12 protein-coding genes are annotated in these 18,517 nt (G+C 65.3%); 1 reads left to right on the top strand and 11 read right to left on the bottom strand.

Features of this window, described 5'->3' with window-relative positions:
• Window positions 1–10: 10 nt before the first annotated feature.
• The 8 genes from FJ428_RS14245 to FJ428_RS14210 all read right to left on the bottom strand — a co-directional run bounded on the left by FJ428_RS14245 (window position 11) and on the right by FJ428_RS14210 (window position 12,625).
• A complete protein-coding gene (locus tag FJ428_RS14245) occupies window positions 11–1,525 on the bottom strand; it encodes an aldehyde dehydrogenase family protein (protein ID WP_140496182.1) in 1,515 nt (504 codons plus the stop codon).
• 171 nt (window positions 1,526–1,696) lie between these two features.
• Window positions 1,697–2,959: an RNA polymerase sigma factor gene (locus tag FJ428_RS14240; protein WP_140496183.1), complete on the bottom strand. Its 1,263-nt coding sequence runs from the start codon at window positions 2,957–2,959 to the stop codon at window positions 1,697–1,699.
• Entirely contained in the window at window positions 2,956–3,330 is a 375-nt protein-coding gene (locus FJ428_RS14235) for a YciI family protein (RefSeq protein WP_140496184.1), read from the bottom strand. Before FJ428_RS14235 ends, FJ428_RS14240 begins: the two co-directional genes overlap by 4 nt.
• A gap of 84 nt (window positions 3,331–3,414) precedes the next feature.
• Complete coding sequence (locus tag FJ428_RS14230; RefSeq protein WP_140879599.1) at window positions 3,415–4,518, bottom strand: DNA topoisomerase IB; 1,104 nt, start codon at window positions 4,516–4,518, stop codon at window positions 3,415–3,417.
• A gap of 129 nt (window positions 4,519–4,647) precedes the next feature.
• Complete coding sequence (locus FJ428_RS14225) at window positions 4,648–5,532, bottom strand: transglutaminase family protein (RefSeq protein ID WP_140879598.1); 885 nt, start codon at window positions 5,530–5,532, stop codon at window positions 4,648–4,650.
• A 14-nt stretch (window positions 5,533–5,546) separates the two neighbouring features.
• On the bottom strand, window positions 5,547–7,958 hold the full coding sequence (locus FJ428_RS14220) for a circularly permuted type 2 ATP-grasp protein (RefSeq protein ID WP_140879597.1): 2,412 nt from the start codon (window positions 7,956–7,958) through the stop codon (window positions 5,547–5,549).
• Between the two features lie 6 nt (window positions 7,959–7,964).
• A complete protein-coding gene (locus FJ428_RS14215; protein WP_140879596.1) occupies window positions 7,965–11,324 on the bottom strand; it encodes a transglutaminase family protein in 3,360 nt (1,119 codons plus the stop codon).
• A gap of 104 nt (window positions 11,325–11,428) precedes the next feature.
• Window positions 11,429–12,625, bottom strand: coding sequence for an acyl-CoA dehydrogenase (locus tag FJ428_RS14210; RefSeq protein ID WP_140496189.1), 1,197 nt, complete (start codon window positions 12,623–12,625; stop codon window positions 11,429–11,431).
• Between the two features lie 104 nt (window positions 12,626–12,729).
• Here FJ428_RS14210 and FJ428_RS14205 point away from each other — a divergent pair, with 104 nt between their 5' ends.
• Entirely contained in the window at window positions 12,730–13,641 is a 912-nt protein-coding gene (locus tag FJ428_RS14205) for a LysR family transcriptional regulator (protein WP_140496190.1), read from the top strand.
• Here the strand turns inward: FJ428_RS14205 and FJ428_RS14200 are convergent, their stop codons facing one another.
• From FJ428_RS14200 to FJ428_RS14190, 3 genes are all read right to left on the bottom strand, one after another.
• A complete protein-coding gene (locus tag FJ428_RS14200) occupies window positions 13,642–15,951 on the bottom strand; it encodes a Tex family protein (RefSeq protein ID WP_140879617.1) in 2,310 nt (769 codons plus the stop codon). It lies immediately after the preceding gene.
• A 121-nt stretch (window positions 15,952–16,072) separates the two neighbouring features.
• Window positions 16,073–17,251 (bottom strand): serine hydrolase, encoded by a 1,179-nt coding sequence (locus tag FJ428_RS14195; RefSeq protein WP_140624270.1) that lies wholly within the window; start codon window positions 17,249–17,251, stop codon window positions 16,073–16,075.
• 33 nt (window positions 17,252–17,284) lie between these two features.
• Complete coding sequence (locus tag FJ428_RS14190; RefSeq protein ID WP_140761438.1) at window positions 17,285–18,481, bottom strand: serine hydrolase; 1,197 nt, start codon at window positions 18,479–18,481, stop codon at window positions 17,285–17,287.
• Window positions 18,482–18,517: the final 36 nt, after the last annotated feature.

Raw genomic sequence — 18,517 nt, 5'->3', positions numbered from 1 at the left:
ACCCGCAATGTCACTCGATGTCGAAGGAAACACCCTGGGCGAGCGGCAGCGCCTTGGAATAGTTCACCGTGTTGGTGGCGCGGCGCATATAGGCTTTCCACGCATCGGAGCCGCTCTCGCGGCCGCCCCCGGTTTCCTTTTCACCACCGAAGGCGCCGCCGATCTCGGCGCCCGACGTGCCGATATTGACATTGGCGATGCCGCAGTCCGAGCCGTCGACGCCGAGAAAGCGCTCGGACTCCTGCAGGTCGCGGGTGAAGATCGACGACGACAGCCCCGCTCCCACCGCATTGTGCTCGTCAAGCACGGCGTCGAAATCGGAATACTTCATCACATAGAGGATCGGCGCGAACGTCTCTTCGGTCACCGGCGACACTTGGCTGGGCATTTCGACTAGCGCCGGATGCACGTAGTAGGCGTCCGGATGGCCATTCTCGACCCGCGTGCCGCCGGTCACCTTGCCGCCGTGGGCGGACGCTTCCTGCAGCGCCTTCTGCATGGCTTCGTAGGCTGCCCTGTCGATCAGCGGCCCAACGAGCGCCGACGTCTCCAGCGGATTGCCGACAGAGACGCTCTGATAGGCCTTCTTCAGCCGCGGTACCAAGGCGTCGTAGACGCTGTCATGCACGAACAGGCGCCTCAGCGTTGTGCAGCGCTGGCCCGCCGTGCCCATCGCGCCAAAGGCAATCGCGCGCAACGCCATGTCGAGATCGGCGGTCGGGCAGACGATGCCGGCATTGTTGCCGCCGAGCTCCAGCACCGCGCGTGCAAAACGCTTGGCCAGGCGCGGGCCGACGTCGCGGCCCATGCGGGTCGAGCCGGTGGCGGAGACCAGCGGCACCTTGGGATGATCCACCAGAATCTCGCCGACGGCGCGGTCGCCGATCAGCACCGACGCGAGCCCTTCCGGCGCATCAGTGCCGAAGCGCTTGACGGCGCGCTTGTAGATCGCCTCGCAGGCAAGCGCCGTCAGCGGCGTTTTTTCGGAAGGCTTCCATACCACCGCGTCGCCGCAGACCAGCGCGAGCGCCGCATTCCACGACCACACCGCGACTGGGAAGTTGAAGGCGGAGATGACGCCGACCACGCCGAGCGGATGCCAGGTTTCCATCATCCGGTGTCCTGGGCGCTCGGTGGCGATGGTCAGTCCGTACAATTGCCTGGAAAGACCGACGGCGAAGTCGCAGATGTCGATCATCTCCTGCACTTCGCCGAGCCCTTCCGAGGGGATCTTGCCGACCTCGATCGACACCAGCCGGCCAAGTTCGGCCTTGTGCGCGCGCAATTCCTCGCCGAGCAGCCGCACCAGCTCGCCGCGCTTCGGGCCCGGTACCAGCCGCCAGGCCTGGAACGCCTTGTGCGCGGCATCGATGGTCCTGGCGGCATCGGCCTGTGAGATCGTGCTCAACGCCGCGATCTGCTCGCCCGTCACCGGGCTGCGCACGATCAGGTCGCCGCCGGCAAGCGCCTCCTTGGCAACACCCAGTTTCGCCAGCAGCTCGGCGGTTTCCTTCGCTATCGTCATGTCTGTCCCTTTCAGATCCCGCCATTCATGTGGCGTGGTCAAAGCATTGCGCCGTGCGTTCCCTGTGCGGTCAGGCGCAGGGAGGCGCTGTCTTGGCGTGCCAATAGCGGTTTCAGGAAAAAATCGCCACCCCGGCATGGTCCAAGCCCGGGCCAGACCATTGAACCAGGGTCAGCTTGCGGTGCGCGCTGCGCTGTCCTTCATCAGCCGGTCGATATGCATGCGTATATGGGCCGCTTCCGCCGCGGTGTTGGCAAGCGCGATGGCGCGATCGAAGGCAACCCGCGCCTCCTCGCCCCGGTCGAGTTGCATCAAAAGCCCGCCCTTGAGGCCGAAGAAGTGGAAATAGCCGGAAAGCCTCTGCTCCAGCGGCTCGATCATGGCGAGCGCGGCCTCCGGGCCACGCACCTTGGAGACCGCAACCGCACGGTTGAGGGTGACGACAGGCGACGGCTGCATCTGTTCGAGCAGGCCGTAGAGCAGGTCGATCTCCACCCAGTCCGTGTCCTCGGCCTTTTCAGCCCGCGCATGCAGCGCGGCAATCGCCGCCTGCACCTGGTAAGGGCCGGGCTTTCGGTGGCGCAGCGCCTTGTCGACCAGCGCCAGCCCCTCATCGATCATCTTGCGGCTCCACAGGCTGCGGTCCTGATCCTCGAGCAGAACGATCTCTCCGTCCGCATCGAAGCGGGCCGGTGCGCGCGCATGCTGGAGAAGCAGCAGCGCCGTCAGCCCCATGATCTCCGGCTCGGTCTGGAACAGCCTGAGCAGCAGCCGGGCCAGCCGGATCGCCTCCTCGCACAGCGGCGCGCGGGCCGGCGCCTCGCCGCTGTTCGTCGAATAGCCCTCGTTGAAGATCAGGTAGACCATGGCCGCGACCGCGGCGAGCCGCTCCGAGCGCTCCACCGCGCCCGGCGTCTCGAACGGCACGCCGGCGTCGGCGATACGTGCCTTGGCGCGAGTGATGCGCTGCTCCATGGCGCTTTCGCCGACCAGGAAGGCGCGCGCGATCTGCTTGACCGTAAGGCCGGAGACAATGCGCAGCGCCACCGCGATCTGCTGCGTTGCCGGCAGGTCGGGGTGGCAGCAGATGAACAGCAGTCGCAATATGTCGTCGCGGTAGTGCGCGCCATCGAGCCGCTCGGCGATGTCGCTCTCTGCGTCCTCGAGATCAGATATCTGGTCCTCTTCCGGCATCGGCGCCTGCTTGGCGCGCTTGCGCACCGCGTCGATGCCGCTGTTGCGTCCGACGAAGATCAGCCAGGCCGCCGGATCGCGCGGCGGACCGTTCTGCGGCCAGTTCTTCAGCGCCCTGAGGCAAGCGTCCTGGAAAGCTTCCTCCGCCGTATCGAGGTCGCGGAAATAGCGCAGCAGCGCACCCATCGCCTGCGGGCGGGCGGCGCTGATCGCTGAGCTGATCCAGGCAAGTTCGGTCATACGGCGACCCTAGTGGGATTGAAGATGGATACCGGCCGGATTTCGTAGGAGCCGCCGCTCGGATTGACCTCGGAAAGTTCGCGCGCGAACTCCACCGCCTCGTCGAGATCGGCGCATTCGAGCGTGTAGAAGCCGAGGAACTGTTCCTTGGTCTCGGCGAACGGCCCGTCGATGACGATCGATTCGCCCTTGACCTTCCTCAGCGTCGTCGCCGCCGTCGTCGGCAAAAGCCGCGCCACCGGGCCAAGCCGGCCGGCGTCCGCGTATTTCTGCTGGACATCGAGAATGTTGGCCATGACCTTGTCGTCCTGTTCCTTGCTCCAGGAGCAGACGACGTCTTCGGAAGCATAGCACAAGATCGCGTAGAGCATGGTTTGTCCTCTTCTGTGTCAAAGGACGAAACACTAGGACCGATCCCGACACGGCGTCGATAAAAAAATCGAGGCGCCGTGGATTCAGCAGCCGGTGGTTGCCGCGGGTCCGCTTTCGTGCGTCTTCAGCCATCGCAGCACGAGCGCTTCCTCGTCATCGAGACCGTCTATCGACCTTTTGCGCTTGTTGGCTTCCGCCATTTCGGCAAGCAGCCGTCCCTGCAGCCATGCTTCGAAGACTTGCGGATGGATATAGCATTGGCGGCAGACGGCGCGCGTGTTGCCCAGCCGATCGGCGACCCTGTCGATGACGCTGTTCATCGCCCGTTTCTGCTGTGCCTGGCTGTCGGGCAGCACCGTTTGCGCAAACAGCGACGCGGCGTGGATGGTGCCGCCCCATGTACGGAAATGTTTCGAGCTGAATGCATCGCCGATGGCCTCGCGGATGTAGCGGTTGACGTCCTCGGAGCGCACCGGGTGTCTGTTGCCGTCCTCGTCGAGATACTGGAACAGCTTTTGGCCCGGCAGATCCTGCGCGCCCCGCACGATTCGCGCGATGCGGCGATCGACCAGCTTCAATTTCCATTCCTTGCCCGATTTGCCCTTGAAGGCGAACCGCAGGCTCGATCCCTTGATGTCGACATGGCGGTCGCGCAATGTCGTCAGGCCGAAGCTCTTGTTGTCGCGAGCGTAAGCGGCGTTGCCGACGCGGATCATGGTGTTGTCGAGCAGCCAGACGATCGCGGCGACGACGCGTTCGAGCGGCAGGCCGTGGCGGCGCAGGTCGCTGTCGATCCTGCGCCGAAGCTCCGGCAGGCTTTCGGCGAAGGCGACAAGGCTCGAATATTTGGCGCTGTCGCGCTCCTCGGCCCAATGCGGATGGTAGCGATATTGCTTGCGCCCCCGCTGGTCCCTGCCGGTCGCCTGGATATGTCCGTCCGCCTCGGGCGAGATCCAAACATCCGTCCAGGCCGGCGGGATCACGATCGCCTCGATGCGCGCTCGGGTGGCATCCGAGACCGGCCCGCCATCAGGTCCCCTGTAGGAAAATCCCTTGCCCGATTTCAGCCGGCGGATACCGGGTTCGGTATCGCTGACATAAATCAGTGCGGCGTGCTCGGCAGAGATTTGAGCACCGTTCTTTGGTGCGGCGTCGCCGTCGATAGTCAATCCGGATTTCTGCAGCATGCTGGCCCCACGGAAACACCGTAGATAAGCCTCTGGGCCGAGCACTGGTTCCATTCCTGTCCGAAAAGTCGGCGGCCAGCCACGCCGGGGCGGAACCCTGCAAGGCGCTTTGCGCAAGCAGGCCTGACGTCAGGTCTTCTCCAGCACCACCGGAATAACGTCGACGGCTTGCTCTCCGACCTGTCCGCCGGTGGTCTTGAGAACGCCGACGATCGGCGCGACATCCGAATAGTCACGGCCATAGCCGACGGTGATGTGATCGTTGGAGGCCCGCATGCCGTTGGTCGGGTCGAACTCCTGCCAGCCGGCATCGCGCCCGCACCACACCTTGACCCATGCATGCATGGCGTCGGCGCCCTCCAGCCTGGGCTTGCCCTTGGGCGGAATGGTGCGCAGGAAGCCGCTGACATAGCCGGCCGGTATGCCGAGCCCGCGCAGGCCGGCGATCATGATATGCGAGAAATCCTGGCACACCCCGCGCTTCAGCCGGAATGCGTCGCCAGCCAGGGTCCGCACGGTTGTCGCCTCGCCATCATAGGTGAAATCGCGGTGGATGCGATTGCAGAGGTTCATCGCCGTACCGGCGGCCGAGCCGCCGACGCTATCGCGCGCATAGGCGGTGATCGCCGCATCGATGCCGGCGTGACCGCTGGGGGCCAGGAAATGGTGCGGTGTATCCGGTGCCAGCGAGCGCACGGCGGCGAGCTCCTGACGCAGCCGGCTAAGATCGGGCGACACGTCGAGCCCGGGTTCCGGTCGCGACACCGCCACGCGCGCGCTCATCCTGATGTCGAGCGCGTCATGCGCGTCGCGGAAGGCGATCGAGGTGACGTTGTTGCCGAAGAAATCGGAAAAATCCGAGCGTTCGTTTGGCGCCGGCGCGAAGGATAGCGACGCTGCGACGACGCGCTGCACGCCGTCGATGGTCGGCGGCAACACGCGGACCTGGTGACGGCCGCCGCCGGCGACGGCGGCGTAGTCGTAGTGAAGGTGAAGCCTGATGTCGTAGAGCATGCCGGAGCGTCGCCTTAACCGAAATAGGCCTTGGCGAGGCTGCTGTAGAGCCCGCCTATCTCGCCGGCGAGATCGTTCAGCGCCTTCACAGTCATGTCCGCTGGCTCCTTGATGGCGATGGCTGTGTTGAGCTGCAGGATTTCCTTGGCCGCAGGCGACATGTGCCCCTCGCCGCCGATCGCCGGCAGCAGCCCGATCTCGGCCTTCAGCCGTTCGAGCTGGAACAGGATGGAACGCGGATTGAGCGGATCGAGCGCCAGAAGGTCGATCACCGTGCGGCGGCCGGCTTGCACAGGGTACTGCCGCCGGTGAGTCATGACGCTGTCGCCGATCTCCAGCATCATGTCGAGCGCGCCGTCCGGCGCCTTGTCGCTGGTCAGCCGGGCGAGCGTGCTGGCGATCTGTATGCCGCGTTCCAGCCGCCGGCCGATCTCCAGGAACCGCCAGCCCGCGAAGCGGTACATGTTCTCGTGCAGCAGGCCGGAAAAACCGGCGAGCTTGCGCAGGATGACGGTCATCGCCCGCGTCGCGTCATCCCCCGGCGCCACCGTCGTCGCGAACTGATGGATGGTCTTCGACAAGTCCTTGAGCGCCAGCCAGCCGTCCGGCGAGAAACGGTCGCGGATCTGGCCGGCGCTGTAGACCGCGCTGTCCAGCGTGCCGATCAGCCCCGATGGGATCGCTGTTTCGACATCGATGCCGAACGGTTCGAGATGATCCCTGATGTCGGCCAGCAGCGGCATATCCGGATCGGAAGTTTCGGCGAGCCGCACATGATAGGCGCGCAGGATGCGCACCGTGTCTTCCGAGCGTTCGATGTAGCGGCCGAGCCAGGTCAGGTTTTCCGCTGCGCGGCTGGGCAGGCTGCCCGGCCTGGTGCGGCTGAAGCTGTCGCCCTCTTGTGGCAGCAGCGTCTCGCGCTCCACCGGCCGGTCGCTGACCACCCATACGTCGGCCGCCTGGCCGCCGCGCTGCATGGCGATCGCCGTCGGATCGAGCGACAGGCCGACGCGGGCGAACCCGCCCGGCATCACCGTCCAGCCCTCGGGCGTGCGCGCCAGGTAGACACGCAGGCTTGCCGGCCGCGGCTCCAGCCAGCCGCCGACATAGACGGGCGTCGTCGAAAGCGTCACCGCTTCCTGGCCGACGAAAGCGTCGCCGTCGCGTTCGATGCGCGCCACCAGGTCCGCCCGCTCCCCGGCCGACAGCGCGGAGCCAAGCCTAGTCTGGTCGTCGTCCTCGAAGGCCAGCCTCGTCGACAGCGCCGGCCCGATCACCATGCGGTCGATATTGGCGAGCACATGCGCTCGGTCGGATGCCTGACCGCACCACCATGTCGCGACGGTGGGCAGCTCGAGTTCCTCGCCCCGCAATTCGCGCGCGATCTTGGGCAGGAAGGCAAGCAGCGCGCGCGTTTCCATCAGGCCCGAGCCGAGCGCATTGACGGTGGAGAGGCTGCCTTGCCGGATCGCCTCGACCAGGCCCGGCGTACCGATTTGCGACTCCGAGCGCAGTTCCAACGGATCGGCGAACGCCGCGTCCAGCCGTCGCCACAGCACGCTGATCGGCATCAGCCCGGAAACGGTGCGCACCATCAGCCTGCCCCCGGAAACGGTCAGGTCCTCGCCTTCGAGCAGCATGATGCCGAGATAGCGGGCGATATAGGCGTGTTCGTAATAGGTTTCGTTGAGCGGCCCAGGCGTCAATATGGCGACGCGGCCGTCAGCTTCCCTGGCCATGCCGATCAGCGCATCGCGAAAGCGCCGGAAGAAGCCGGCGAGGCGATGCACATGCATCTCGCCATAGATGTCCGACAGCGCGCGGGTCGTGGCGACGCGGTTCTCCAGCGCGAAACCGGCGCCGGATGGTGCCTGAGTACGGTCGCCCAACACCCACCAGCGGCCGTCCGGCCCGCGGCCGAGTTCGAAGGCGCAGAAATGCAGGAAATGGCCGTCGGCCGGACGAGTGCCAACCACGGGCCGCAAATATTCGGGGCTCGCCGCGATCAGTCCGGCCGGCAGGATGCCCTTCTCGACCAGCCGGTTCGGCCCGTATATATCGGCGATGATCTCCTCGAACAGCTCGGCGCGCTGCGCCAGGCCGGCGCTGATCGCTGCCCACTCGGCGTCCTCGATGAGCACCGGGACATGCGCCAGCGGCCATTCGCGCTCGTTGGCGCCGGCCTTGTCGTAGACGCGGTAATAGACGCCGGCGTCGCGCAGATACTGGTCGGCACGGGCAAAACGCTGGGCGAGTTCTTCGGCGCCGAGATCGTCGAGCGCCTCGATGAAATGCTTCCAGGCCGGACGGGGATTGCCCGAAGCGTCGACCATCTCGTCGACGACGCCGTCGATCGGCTGGTAGTGCTCCAGCAGGCGATGGATCTGCGCCTTGCCGCGTACCCGCTTGTGATTCCCCTTTGCCATGTCAGATCAGAATCTTGGTGGACGCCGAAGGTCAAGCGTCATGGGGAAATCTTCCGTGGGTTGTTCCTCGCGCAACACATAGGCCGACGGCGTGTGGCCGCGCGCTTCGAAGCGGGCGAGCCGGCGCGCTTCCGCCTCGTTGCCGTTGACCGGAAAAGTGTCGTAGCTGCGCCCGCCCGGATGCGCGACATGATAGACGCAGCCGCCAACCGCCCGACCCGACCAACGGTCGTAGATATCGAACACCAGCGGCGTATTGACCGGCAGTGCCGGATGCAGGCCCGAAGCGGGCTGCCACGCCTTGAAGCGCACGCCCGCCACCGCGACTTCTCTGTTGTCGGCAACCTTCATCGGCACGATGCGGCCGTTGCAGACGACGGCATGGCGCTCCGGATTGAGCCCCTCGGTCTTGACCTGCAACCTTTCGACCGAAGAATCGACGAAGCGCACGGTCCCGCCGATGGCCCCCTGCTCGCCCATGACATGCCACGGCTCCAGGGCCTGCCGTAGTTCCAGCTTGACGCCCGCATATTGGACCTCGCCGCAGAAGGGAAAGCGGAACTCGAGCTGCGCGTCGAACCATTCGGGGCGGAACGTGAAACCGTTGAGCTTGAGGTCGTCGAGAACGTCGAGAAAATCCGCCCAGACATGATGCGGCAGCATGAAGCGGTCGTGCAGCGACGTGCCCCAGCGCACGAAACGGCCGTCGAGCGGGTTCTTCCAGGCACGGGCGATGATCGCCCTGACCAGCAGTTGCTGCGCCAGGCTCATGCGCGCATTGGGCGGCATCTCGAAGCCACGGAATTCCACCAGGCCCAGCCGTCCGGTCGGTCCATCAGGCGAAAACAGCTTGTCGATGCAGATTTCCGAGCGATGCGTATTCCCGGTGACGTCGGTCAAAAGGTTGCGGAACAGCCGGTCGACCAGCCATGGCAAAGGCACGTTGCCCTGGTCCGGACGCGGCACCTGCGCCATGGCGATTTCAAGCTCGTAGAGCGAATCGTGGCGCGCCTCGTCGAAGCGCGGCGCCTGGCTGGTCGGGCCGATGAACAGGCCGGAGAAGAGATAAGACAGGGAGGGATGCCGCTGCCATTGCAGCACCAGGCTCTTCAAAAGATCGGGGCGGCGCAGAAACGGGCTGTCATTGGGCGTCGCGCCGCCGACCACAACATGGTTGCCGCCGCCGGTGCCGGTGTGGCGGCCGTCGATCATGAATTTATCCGCGCCAAGCCGCGTTTGCCGCGCCTCCTCGTAGATCGCCGTGGTCGTCGCCACGCAATCCTGCCAGTTGGCAGCCGGGTGGATGTTGACCTCGATGACGCCAGGGTCCGGCGCGACGCGGATGACGTTGAGGCGCGGATCATGCGGCGGGCCGTAGCCCTCGATATGCACTGGCAACCTGATCGCCTTGGCCGCGTTCTCGGCTGCTGCCACCAGCTCAAGATAATCCTCCAGCGCCTCGACCGGCGGCATGAACACGCAGAGCCGTCCCTCGCGCGGCTCGACCGAAAGCGCGGTACGCACCGCGCCGCCGATCTCGGTGATCTCCTGCTCGACCCGGTCCTGCTGGGCGGTCGCGGCCGTGAACGATGCCGCCTGCTGGCGGCGTGCCATTTCATCGGCGCCCTGAGGATCGGCCGGAGCCGCCATGGGCAAGATCGCCTCCCGCACGGGCAGCGCACCGCGCGGCTGCGACGGATCGACCGGAACGATATAGGGAAACTGCTCCGGCGGCACGTGAGGCAGCGTGCCGAGCGGCAGGCGGTAGCCGACCGGTGAATCGCCCGGCACCAGGAACAGCCGCCCGCGCCGCGTCGTCCATTTTTCCGAGCGCCAGCGCTGGTCCGACGCCTGGCTGTTCCAGCGCTGCACCGGCAGCACATAGCCCGACGGCTTGGTCAGCCCGCGTTCGAACACCGTCGCCATGCGGCTGCGCTCTTCGGGATCCTCCAGCTTCGAATTGGACGGATCGACATTCTCCGGCAGCTTGCCTTCCTTGAGCAGCCACTCGGCCGGATCCTCATAGGCTTCGCTGACCATGGATGTTTCGATGCCGAGCTCGCCGGCGATCGCGGTCAGCAGGCTCTCGGCCTGCTTCGGACCGATATCGGCTTCGCTTTTCTCCCGCGCGATCAGCGACGGGTCGCTCCACACCGGCTGGCCGTCGGTGCGCCAGTAGAGCGAAAAGGTCCAGCGCGGTAAGCTTTCGCCGGGGTACCATTTGCCTTGGCCATAATGGAGGAAGCCGCCAGGCGCGAAGCGCTCGCGCAGCCTCCGGATCAGCGCATCGGCCTTTTCGCGTTTTGTCGGGCCGACGGCGGCGGTGTTCCACTCGGCGGACTCGAAATCGTCGATCGACACGAAGGTCGGCTCGCCGCCCATGGTCAGCCGTACATCCCCGTCCGCCAGCGCCGCATCGACCTTGTTGCCGAGCGCATCAAGCGCATGCCAGCTTTCGTCCGAGAACGGCTTGGTGATGCGCGGATGCTCCGCGATGCGGTCGACCCGCATGTCGAAGCCGAACTCGACATTGGCAAAGCTCGCCATGCCGGAAATGGGCGCTGCATTGCGAAAATGCGGGGTGGCGGCAAGCGGTACATGGCTCTCGCCGGTAAGCAGGCCCGAAGTCGGGTCGAAACCGATCCAGCCAGCGCCGGGAAGATAGACCTCGCACCAGGCGTGCAGGTCAGTGAAATCCACTGATGTACCGGCCGGCCCATCGAGCGCGACGAGGTCGGGCTTGAGCTGGATCAGATAGCCCGAGACAAAGCGCGCGGCGATGCCTAGATTGCGCAGGATCTGCACCAGCAGCCAGCTCGAATCGCGGCACGACCCTTTGGCGGCCGCCAGCGTTTCCTCCGGCGAGAACACGCCGGTCTCCATGCGCACGATATAGGCGATTTCGCGCTGCAGCCGGGCATTGAGGTCGACGAGAAAATTGACCGTGTTTTTCGGGCTGGTATCGATGGTTTTCAGGAACGCCGACAGCAGCGGGCCTGCCGGTTCCGGTGTGCGATAGATGGCGAGGTCGTTGCGTGTCTCTTCCGGATACTCGAACGGGAAATTTTCCGCCGTCTCCTCGACGAAGAAATCGAACGGGTTGTAGACCGTCATGTCGGCGACGAGGTCGACCTCGATCTTGAGTTCGCTCACCGGGTCGGGAAAGACGAAACGGGCGAGGAAATTGCCGTAGGGGTCCTGCTGGAGATTGACGAAGTGGTTCGCCGGCTCGACCTTCAACGAATGGCTGAGCACTTTGGTGCGCGAATGTGGCGCCGGCTGGAGCCTGATCACCTGGGGACCAAGAACCACCGGCCGGTCGTATTTGTAATGGGTCAGGTGATAGACGGCGGCCAGAATTGCCATGGAGCCCCGGAAGATCGGCGTTTAGCTGGCCGAACCCTGACACATCTGGCCGTCATTCTCCAAGCGGATGTTGCGCTGCACCTAACTTAAACGGCTACCGAACCTCAGAAAAACGCTTGGATCCCCGTCTGCGCCCGTCCCAGGATCAGCGCGTGCACGTCATGCGTGCCCTCATAGGTGTTGACCGTCTCCAGATTCTGCGCATGGCGCATCACGTGATAGCCGATCTGGATGCCGTTGCCGCCATGCATGTCGCGCGCCTGGCGGGCGATGTCGAGCGCCTTGCCGCAATTGTTGCGCTTGACGATCGAGATCATCTCCGGCGCCATCTTGCCTTCGTCGAGCAGCCGCCCGACGCGCAACGAGGCCTGCAGCCCGAGCGCGATCTCGGTCTGCATGTCGGCGAGCTTCTTCTGGTAGAGCTGCGTGCTGGCCAGCGGCTTGCCGAACTGCTTGCGGTCGAGGCCATACTGGCGCGCGCGATGCCAGCAATCTTCGGCCGCGCCCATCGAGCCCCAGGAAATGCCGTAGCGAGCCCGGTTGAGGCAGCCGAACGGCCCCTTCAGCCCCGACACGTTGGGCAGCAGAGCATCCTCGCCGACCTCGACGCCTTCCATAACCACCTCGCCGGTGATCGACGCCCGCAGCGACAGCTTGCCGCCGATCTTCGGCGCCGAAAGCCCCTTCATGCCCTTTTCCAGGACGAAGCCACGGATCTCATCCTTGCCGTTCTCGCCCTTCAGCTTCGCCCAGACGACGAACACGTCGGCGACGGGCGCATTGGAGATCCACATCTTGGAGCCGGTAAGCTTGTAACCATTGGCGGTCTTCTCGGCGCGCGTCTTCATGCCGCCGGGGTCGGAGCCGGCATCCGGTTCGGTCAGGCCGAAACAGCCTATCCACTCGCCGCTGGCGAGCTTGGGTAGATACTTCCTGCGCTGTTCGTCCGAGCCATAGGCATAAATGGGATACATCACCAGCGACGACTGCACCGACATCATCGAACGATAGCCGGAATCGACGCGCTCCACTTCGCGGGCGACCAGGCCGTAGGTGACATAGTTGGCGCCGAGGCCGCCGAATTCTTCCGGAATGTTGATGCCGAGCAGGCCGGCCTCGCCCATCTCGCGAAAAATCGCCGTGTCGAAGGTTTCGTTGAGATAGGCCTCCTCGATGCGCGGCGCGAGCTTGTCGGCGGCGAAGGCCGCCGCCCCGTCCCGCACCATGCGCTCGTCTTCCGAAAGCTGGTCCTCGATCAGGAACGGGTCTTCCCAGACGAATGCATTCTTGTCGGCAGCCATGGCGTCTCGATCCTTAAAAACGGGTGAAGCCCGGCTTATCGGCCCACGGCCTGAAAAAATCAAACGAAATTGCTTCACCGATCAATGAGCGTTAGGAATAGATCATGAGCGTCCAACGTCGTCTTTTGCCTAACATCAACGCGCTTGCCGCCTTCGAAGCGGTGGCCCGGCTTGGCAGTTTCACCGCTGCAGCCCAGGAGCTGGATTTAACCCAGGGCGCCGTCAGTCGGCAGATCAGGCTGATCGAGGACCAGTTTGGCCGCCGGCTGTTCGAGCGCGACAGCCGCAATGTCCGGCTGTCGGCGGCGGGCGAAACCTACGCCGAAGTGGTCCGTTCGGCACTTGGCCAATTGCGCGACGCAGCGCTTGGATTGATGAGTAATCGGCATAGCGGCATCCTGAACCTCGCAATCCTGCCGACCTTCGGCACGCGCTGGCTGATGCCGATGATCCCAGACTTCGTCGACAACAATCCCGACATCACCATCAACTTCGTCACCCGCGTCGGCCGCTTCGACTTCGCCAGAGAGCGGCTGGACGCCGCCATCCATTATGGCCTGCCGGACTGGCCCGAGGCAGACTCGACGCTGCTGGTGCGGGAGGTGGTGGCCCCGGTGGTGTCGCCCGAATTTCTCGCCGAGCGCTCCATCGCCACGCCGGCCGACATCGGCCGTCTGCCGCTGCTGCACATGGCGACGCGGCCTGGCGCCTGGACAGAATGGTTTGAGCATCAGGGCCTGAGCGCGCCGACCGGACCGGGTATGCAGTTCGAACAGTTCGGCACCGCCGCCCAGGCCTGCATGGCGGGTCTGGGCGTGGCTCTGCTGCCGCAAATCCTCATCTCAGGCGAGTTGCAGCGCGGCCAGCTAGTGCCCGCGCCCGGCCAGCCTATGCACAGCCGCAGCGCCTATTATCTAGTCGTCCCGCACGACAAGCGCGGCCATCCGCCGGTCGCGAGTTTTCGAGATTGGCTGACGAGCCAGGTTGAAAAGGACCCGGCTGTTCTGGCGTGGTAGCTACTTCCGTTTCAGCGCATCCGCCAACGCCGCGCCGAACGCACCTTGCTGCGCCGGTCGCTCCGGCTGGCGCTGCGGCGCTGGCGAGCGTGGCGCCGGCCTGCCGCCGCCATTGTCGCGCGGGCCGCGCGATGCGCCGCCCTCGCCACCATCCCTGCGCATGGAAAGCGCGATTCGCTTGCGCTTGATGTCGACGTCGACGACCCGCACCTTGACCACGTCGCCGGCCTTGACCACCTCATGCGCGTCCTTGATGAAACGGTCGGCCAGTTGCGAAACGTGCACCAGCCCGTCCTGGTGGACGCCGATGTCGACGAAGGCGCCGAAGGCGGCGACATTGGTGACGGTGCCTTCCAGCAGCATGCCGGGCTTCAGATCCTTGATGTCGTCGATGCCATCGGCGAAGGTTGCCGTCTTGAAGCCGGGGCGCGGATCGCGGCCGGGCTTTTCCAGTTCGGCCAAAATGTCGCGCACTGTCGGCAGGCCGAACCGCTCGTCCACGAAAACGCGCGGATCGAGCGCCTTCAGCGCCGCACTGTCGCCCATCAGCGAACGCACATCGCGCCCGCAGGCGGCGACGATCTTTTTGGCCACGCCGTAGGCTTCCGGATGCACGGCCGAGGCGTCGAGCGGCTCGGAGCCGTTCGGGATGCGCAGGAAGCCGGCGCATTGCTCGAACGCACGCGGCCCGAGGCGGGAGACCTTGAGCAAATCCTTGCGGCTGGCGAAAGGGCCGGTGGCATCGCGATGCGCAACGATGGCGTCTGCGAGCGACGCCCCGAGCCCTGAAACCCGCGCCAGAAGCGGCGCCGAAGCCGTGTTGAGATCGACGCCAACCGCGTTGACGGCGTCCTCGACCACCGCCTCCAGCGAGCGGCCAAGCCGGTACTGGTCGACATCGTGCTGATACTGGCCGACGCCGATCGATTTCGGCTCGATCTTGACCAGTTCGGCCAGCGGATCCTGCAAGCGGCGCGCGATCGACACCGCACCGCGCAATGATACGTCGAGACCGGGGAATTCCGCCGCCGCCGTCGCCGAAGCCGAATAGACCGAAGCGCCGGCCTCGCTGACGATCACCTTGAGCGGCTTCGGCCCGCCGTCGGAAGGCATGTCGGACACCAGCTTCTCGGTTTCGCGGCTGCCGGTGCCATTGCCGATCGAGATCAGCTCGACCTTGTGCAGGCGAACGAGCTTGGCGAGCTCCGCCTGCGTGCCACGCACATCGTTCCTGGGCGGGAACGGATAGACCGTTGTCGTCGCCACCAGCTTGCCGGTGCCGTCGACCACCGCGACCTTGACGCCGGTGCGGATGCCAGGGTCGAGCCCCATCGTCGGCCGCGATCCGGCGGGGGCGGCGAGCAGCAGATCCTTCAAATTGCGGGCGAAGACGTGGATCGCCTCTTCCTCGGCCCGTTCGCGCAGGTCGCGCATCAGATCGAGCGTCAGGTGCAGGGATAGTTTTATGCGCCAGGTCCAGCCTGCGACCTCCATCAGCCAGCGATCGCCCGGCAGGCTGCCGCCGATGGCGTAGGCATTGGCGATCATCCGCTCTACCGGCTTCACCGGTGAAGAGTCGTCGGCATCGACCTCGATGTCGAGCGACAGCACCTCCTCGTTGCGGCCGCGCAGCATCGCCAGCGCGCGGTGACTCGGCACGGTGGCCCAGCGCTCGACATGGTCGAAATAATCGGAGAATTTCGCACCCGCCTCCTGCTTGCCGTCGACCACCCTGGCGCGCATGAAGGCGCGTTCCTTCATGTAGCTTCGCAGCTTGCCGACCAGGTCTGCATTCTCGGCGAACTGCTCCGACACTATGTCGCGCGCGCCCTCAAGTCCCGCCTTGGCGTCGGCCACGTCCTCGGTCAGATAGGCCAGTGCGAGTTCCGCCGGCACCAGCGAACGGTCGGCCAGGATGGCTTCCGCCAGGGGTCCCAGCCCACGCTCCCGGGCGATCTCCGCCCTGGTGCGGCGCTTGGGCTTGTAGGGCAGGTAGATGTCCTCCAGCTCGGCCTTGGTGACGGCGGCGGCGAGCTTGGTTTCAAGCTCGTCGGTCAGCTTGCCCTGCTCCCGGATCGAGCCAAGGATGGTGTCACGCCGCGCGTCGAGCTCGCGCAGATAGGCAAGACGCTCCGACAGCAGGCGCAGTTGCGTGTCGTCGAGCCCGCCCGTCACCTCTTTGCGGTAGCGCGCCACGAACGGCACGGTCGCGCCTTCGTCGAGCAGCCCGATGGCAGCGGCAGCCTGTTCGGGCCGCGCTGTAATCTCGGTCGCGATAATGGCTGCGATGCGCTTGATGTCGGATGCCATGCCGTTCCTGCTCTTCTCGAAAAGAGCGGCGACCATAGGCGCAGATATCCTGCCCGCCAACCTTCGCGGTTTCGCCGGCGACAGAGGTCCACAGGAAAGCGCGCCCTAATGTTGCGGCCGCTCAGACCATCCGGCTCAGCGCTTCGAAGAATGCGACGATCTCGAGATCGAGCGGATCGTCGACCGGCTCGGGCTGCGACGACATCTTGGCGATCACCACTTCCGTCCGGGGGTCGACATAGAGCCACTGGCCATGGATCCCGATGCCGCAATAGGCCCCGTTCTCATGTCCTGTCTGGTACCATTTGTTGCGGTAGCGGCCCTTGGGAAACAGCGGCAGCATGGCGCCACGCTGCCAGGCTTCAGAACTGCCGCCGGTTACCGTGGTGTCGCGCACCCAGGCCTCGGGCACGATGCGGCGGCCATTCGCAGTGCCTCCTTGCCGCATCATCTCGCCGACGCGCGCCAGATCGCGCGGCGTCACCGAGATGCCGCCGGCAGTGCGCGCCGTGCCCTCCATGTCGACCGCCACCGAAGCTTCGCTGGCGGCGCCCAGCGGCAGCCACAGTTTCTCGCACATCAGGTCGGCGAAGCGCTGGCCGGACGCCCGTTCGAGCAGCAGGCCAAGCAGGTCGGAATTGGGCGACCGGTAGCGGAAGGTCTGGCCATGCGGCTCGGCGAGACGCTGCAGCGTCAGGAGGAATTCACGCAGGCTTTCCGTGCCGCCGCCGGGGTTCCACAAGGTGGCGCGCCGGTAGCGGGCAAAGGCGCTTTCGGGATCGAGATAGGCTTCTTCGAAATCGAGGCTGACACTCATATCGAGCACATGCCGCACGGTAGCCTCGCCATAGGCCGAACCGCCGGCTTCCGGCATGTAGGCCGTCACCGGCGCTTCCGGATCGAACACGCCCTCGCCTTCCAATATGCCGGCCATGATCGCGGTCACCGACTTGCTGATCGAAAAGATGATGTGGCGGGCGCCGAAATCCATATGCGGCGCAAACCAGTCGCCGACGATCCTGCCGCCTCTCATGACGGTCAGCGCATCCGTGTGCGAGCGGCTGAGAAAAGCCGCGACGGTTTCCGGCGTGCTCGCCACCGCGATCTTTTCGTCGAGCAATCCGCCGAAATCCTCGGCCGGCGCCTCGTTGACCGGCAGGGCGGCGACACGCGCGCTCGGCACCAGCTCGCCGACGTTCTGGAATGACCATCGGTTGAACGGATTTTCCCGCCAGTTGGCGAGCAGCACCTGGTTGCGGCGGAAGCCGTAACGGGTCTCGAACGCGGTCTTGCCGGTCATGGCATTTCCTTCCAGGTCGTGTCTTGTGGGGGTTCAGCTCAGCGCGGCGGCGATGGCATGCACGGCCTTCAGCGTCGCCATGGAATAGGCGACATTGCTGAAATCCGGCCAGGTCGAAAGCTTCACCACGACCATCCGCGTATTCCAGTCGATGTGGATCATCTGCCCGAACACGCCCCGGCACATCAGCGCCCGCGAATGGGGATTCTCGATCCAGAACTGGTTGCGGTAGCTGCCCTCTGGCAGGCTTGGACTGAAGCCCGGTCCGTGGCTGCCGCTGCGCGTCGCCTCGATCCAGTCGGCCGGCACGATGCCGCCGCCATTATCGAGGATCAGCTGGCCGAAGCGGGCATAATCGCGCAGCGTCGCGTTGAAGCCGCCATCGGCCAGCGCGTAGCCGGCGCTGTCGACTGTGAAGCAGGCGCTTTCATCGGCGCCGAGCTTTTGCCAGAGTTCTTCCGAGACCAGTTGCGCCAGCCGCTTGCCGGTCACCCGCTCCAGGATGAACGCGAGCACATCGGTTTCGACCGAGCGGTACTCGAATGCCGCCCCATGTGGCCGGACAATGTCCTTCAAGCCCAGGATCAGCTCGAACATGTGCGCGGGCCAGCGAAAGTCCGGATCGCTGCCCGGCGGCACCGGCTTCCAGCCGGTGGCGACATCGACCTGGCCTATGTCGGAATAACGGTCGTTATATTCCTCCGAGAAACACACGCCCGTCGTCATGTCGAGCACGTGCTGGACGTTGGCGCCGGCCCACCCGGTTGCCTTCAATTCCGGCAGGTAGTCCGTCACCGGCCTCGCCGGATCGACCAGCCCGCGCCCGGCCAGTATGCCGAACACCGAGCCGGTGACCGACTTGGCCATCGACTGCGACAGATGCAGCGTGCGCTCGTCCATGCCGTTGAAGTAGCGCTCATAGGCTATCTTGCCGTCCTTGAGCACCAGGAAGCCATCCGTATAGGTCTCGTCCAGCAGGCCCGCGAGCGTCGTCTTCCGTCCCGTGCTGTCCTCGACCGGCAGCCCGTCGAGATCGACCTCGGCGCGTTCGAGGCGGTGACGGTGGCCGTTGCCGCGCCAGACTTCGACGGTCGGCAGAATTTCCCTGATGTGCTGGAAAGCCCAGCGGTTCCAGGGCGGCCTGTCCCAGTCGAGCCTTGGTGGCACCATGGCGGGCGGCGAGCCCTGCATGATCGGCGGCCGCGGATCGCTGTTGCGATAGGAGTCCATGAAAGCCATTCCCGGAAACGGAAAAGACCCGGCGGC

Origin of the sequence: Mesorhizobium sp. B2-8-1 (assembly GCF_006440955.1) — a bacterium.
GTDB lineage: Bacteria > Pseudomonadota > Alphaproteobacteria > Rhizobiales > Rhizobiaceae > Mesorhizobium.
This window is presented reverse-complemented; position numbering and strand designations above follow the sequence as displayed.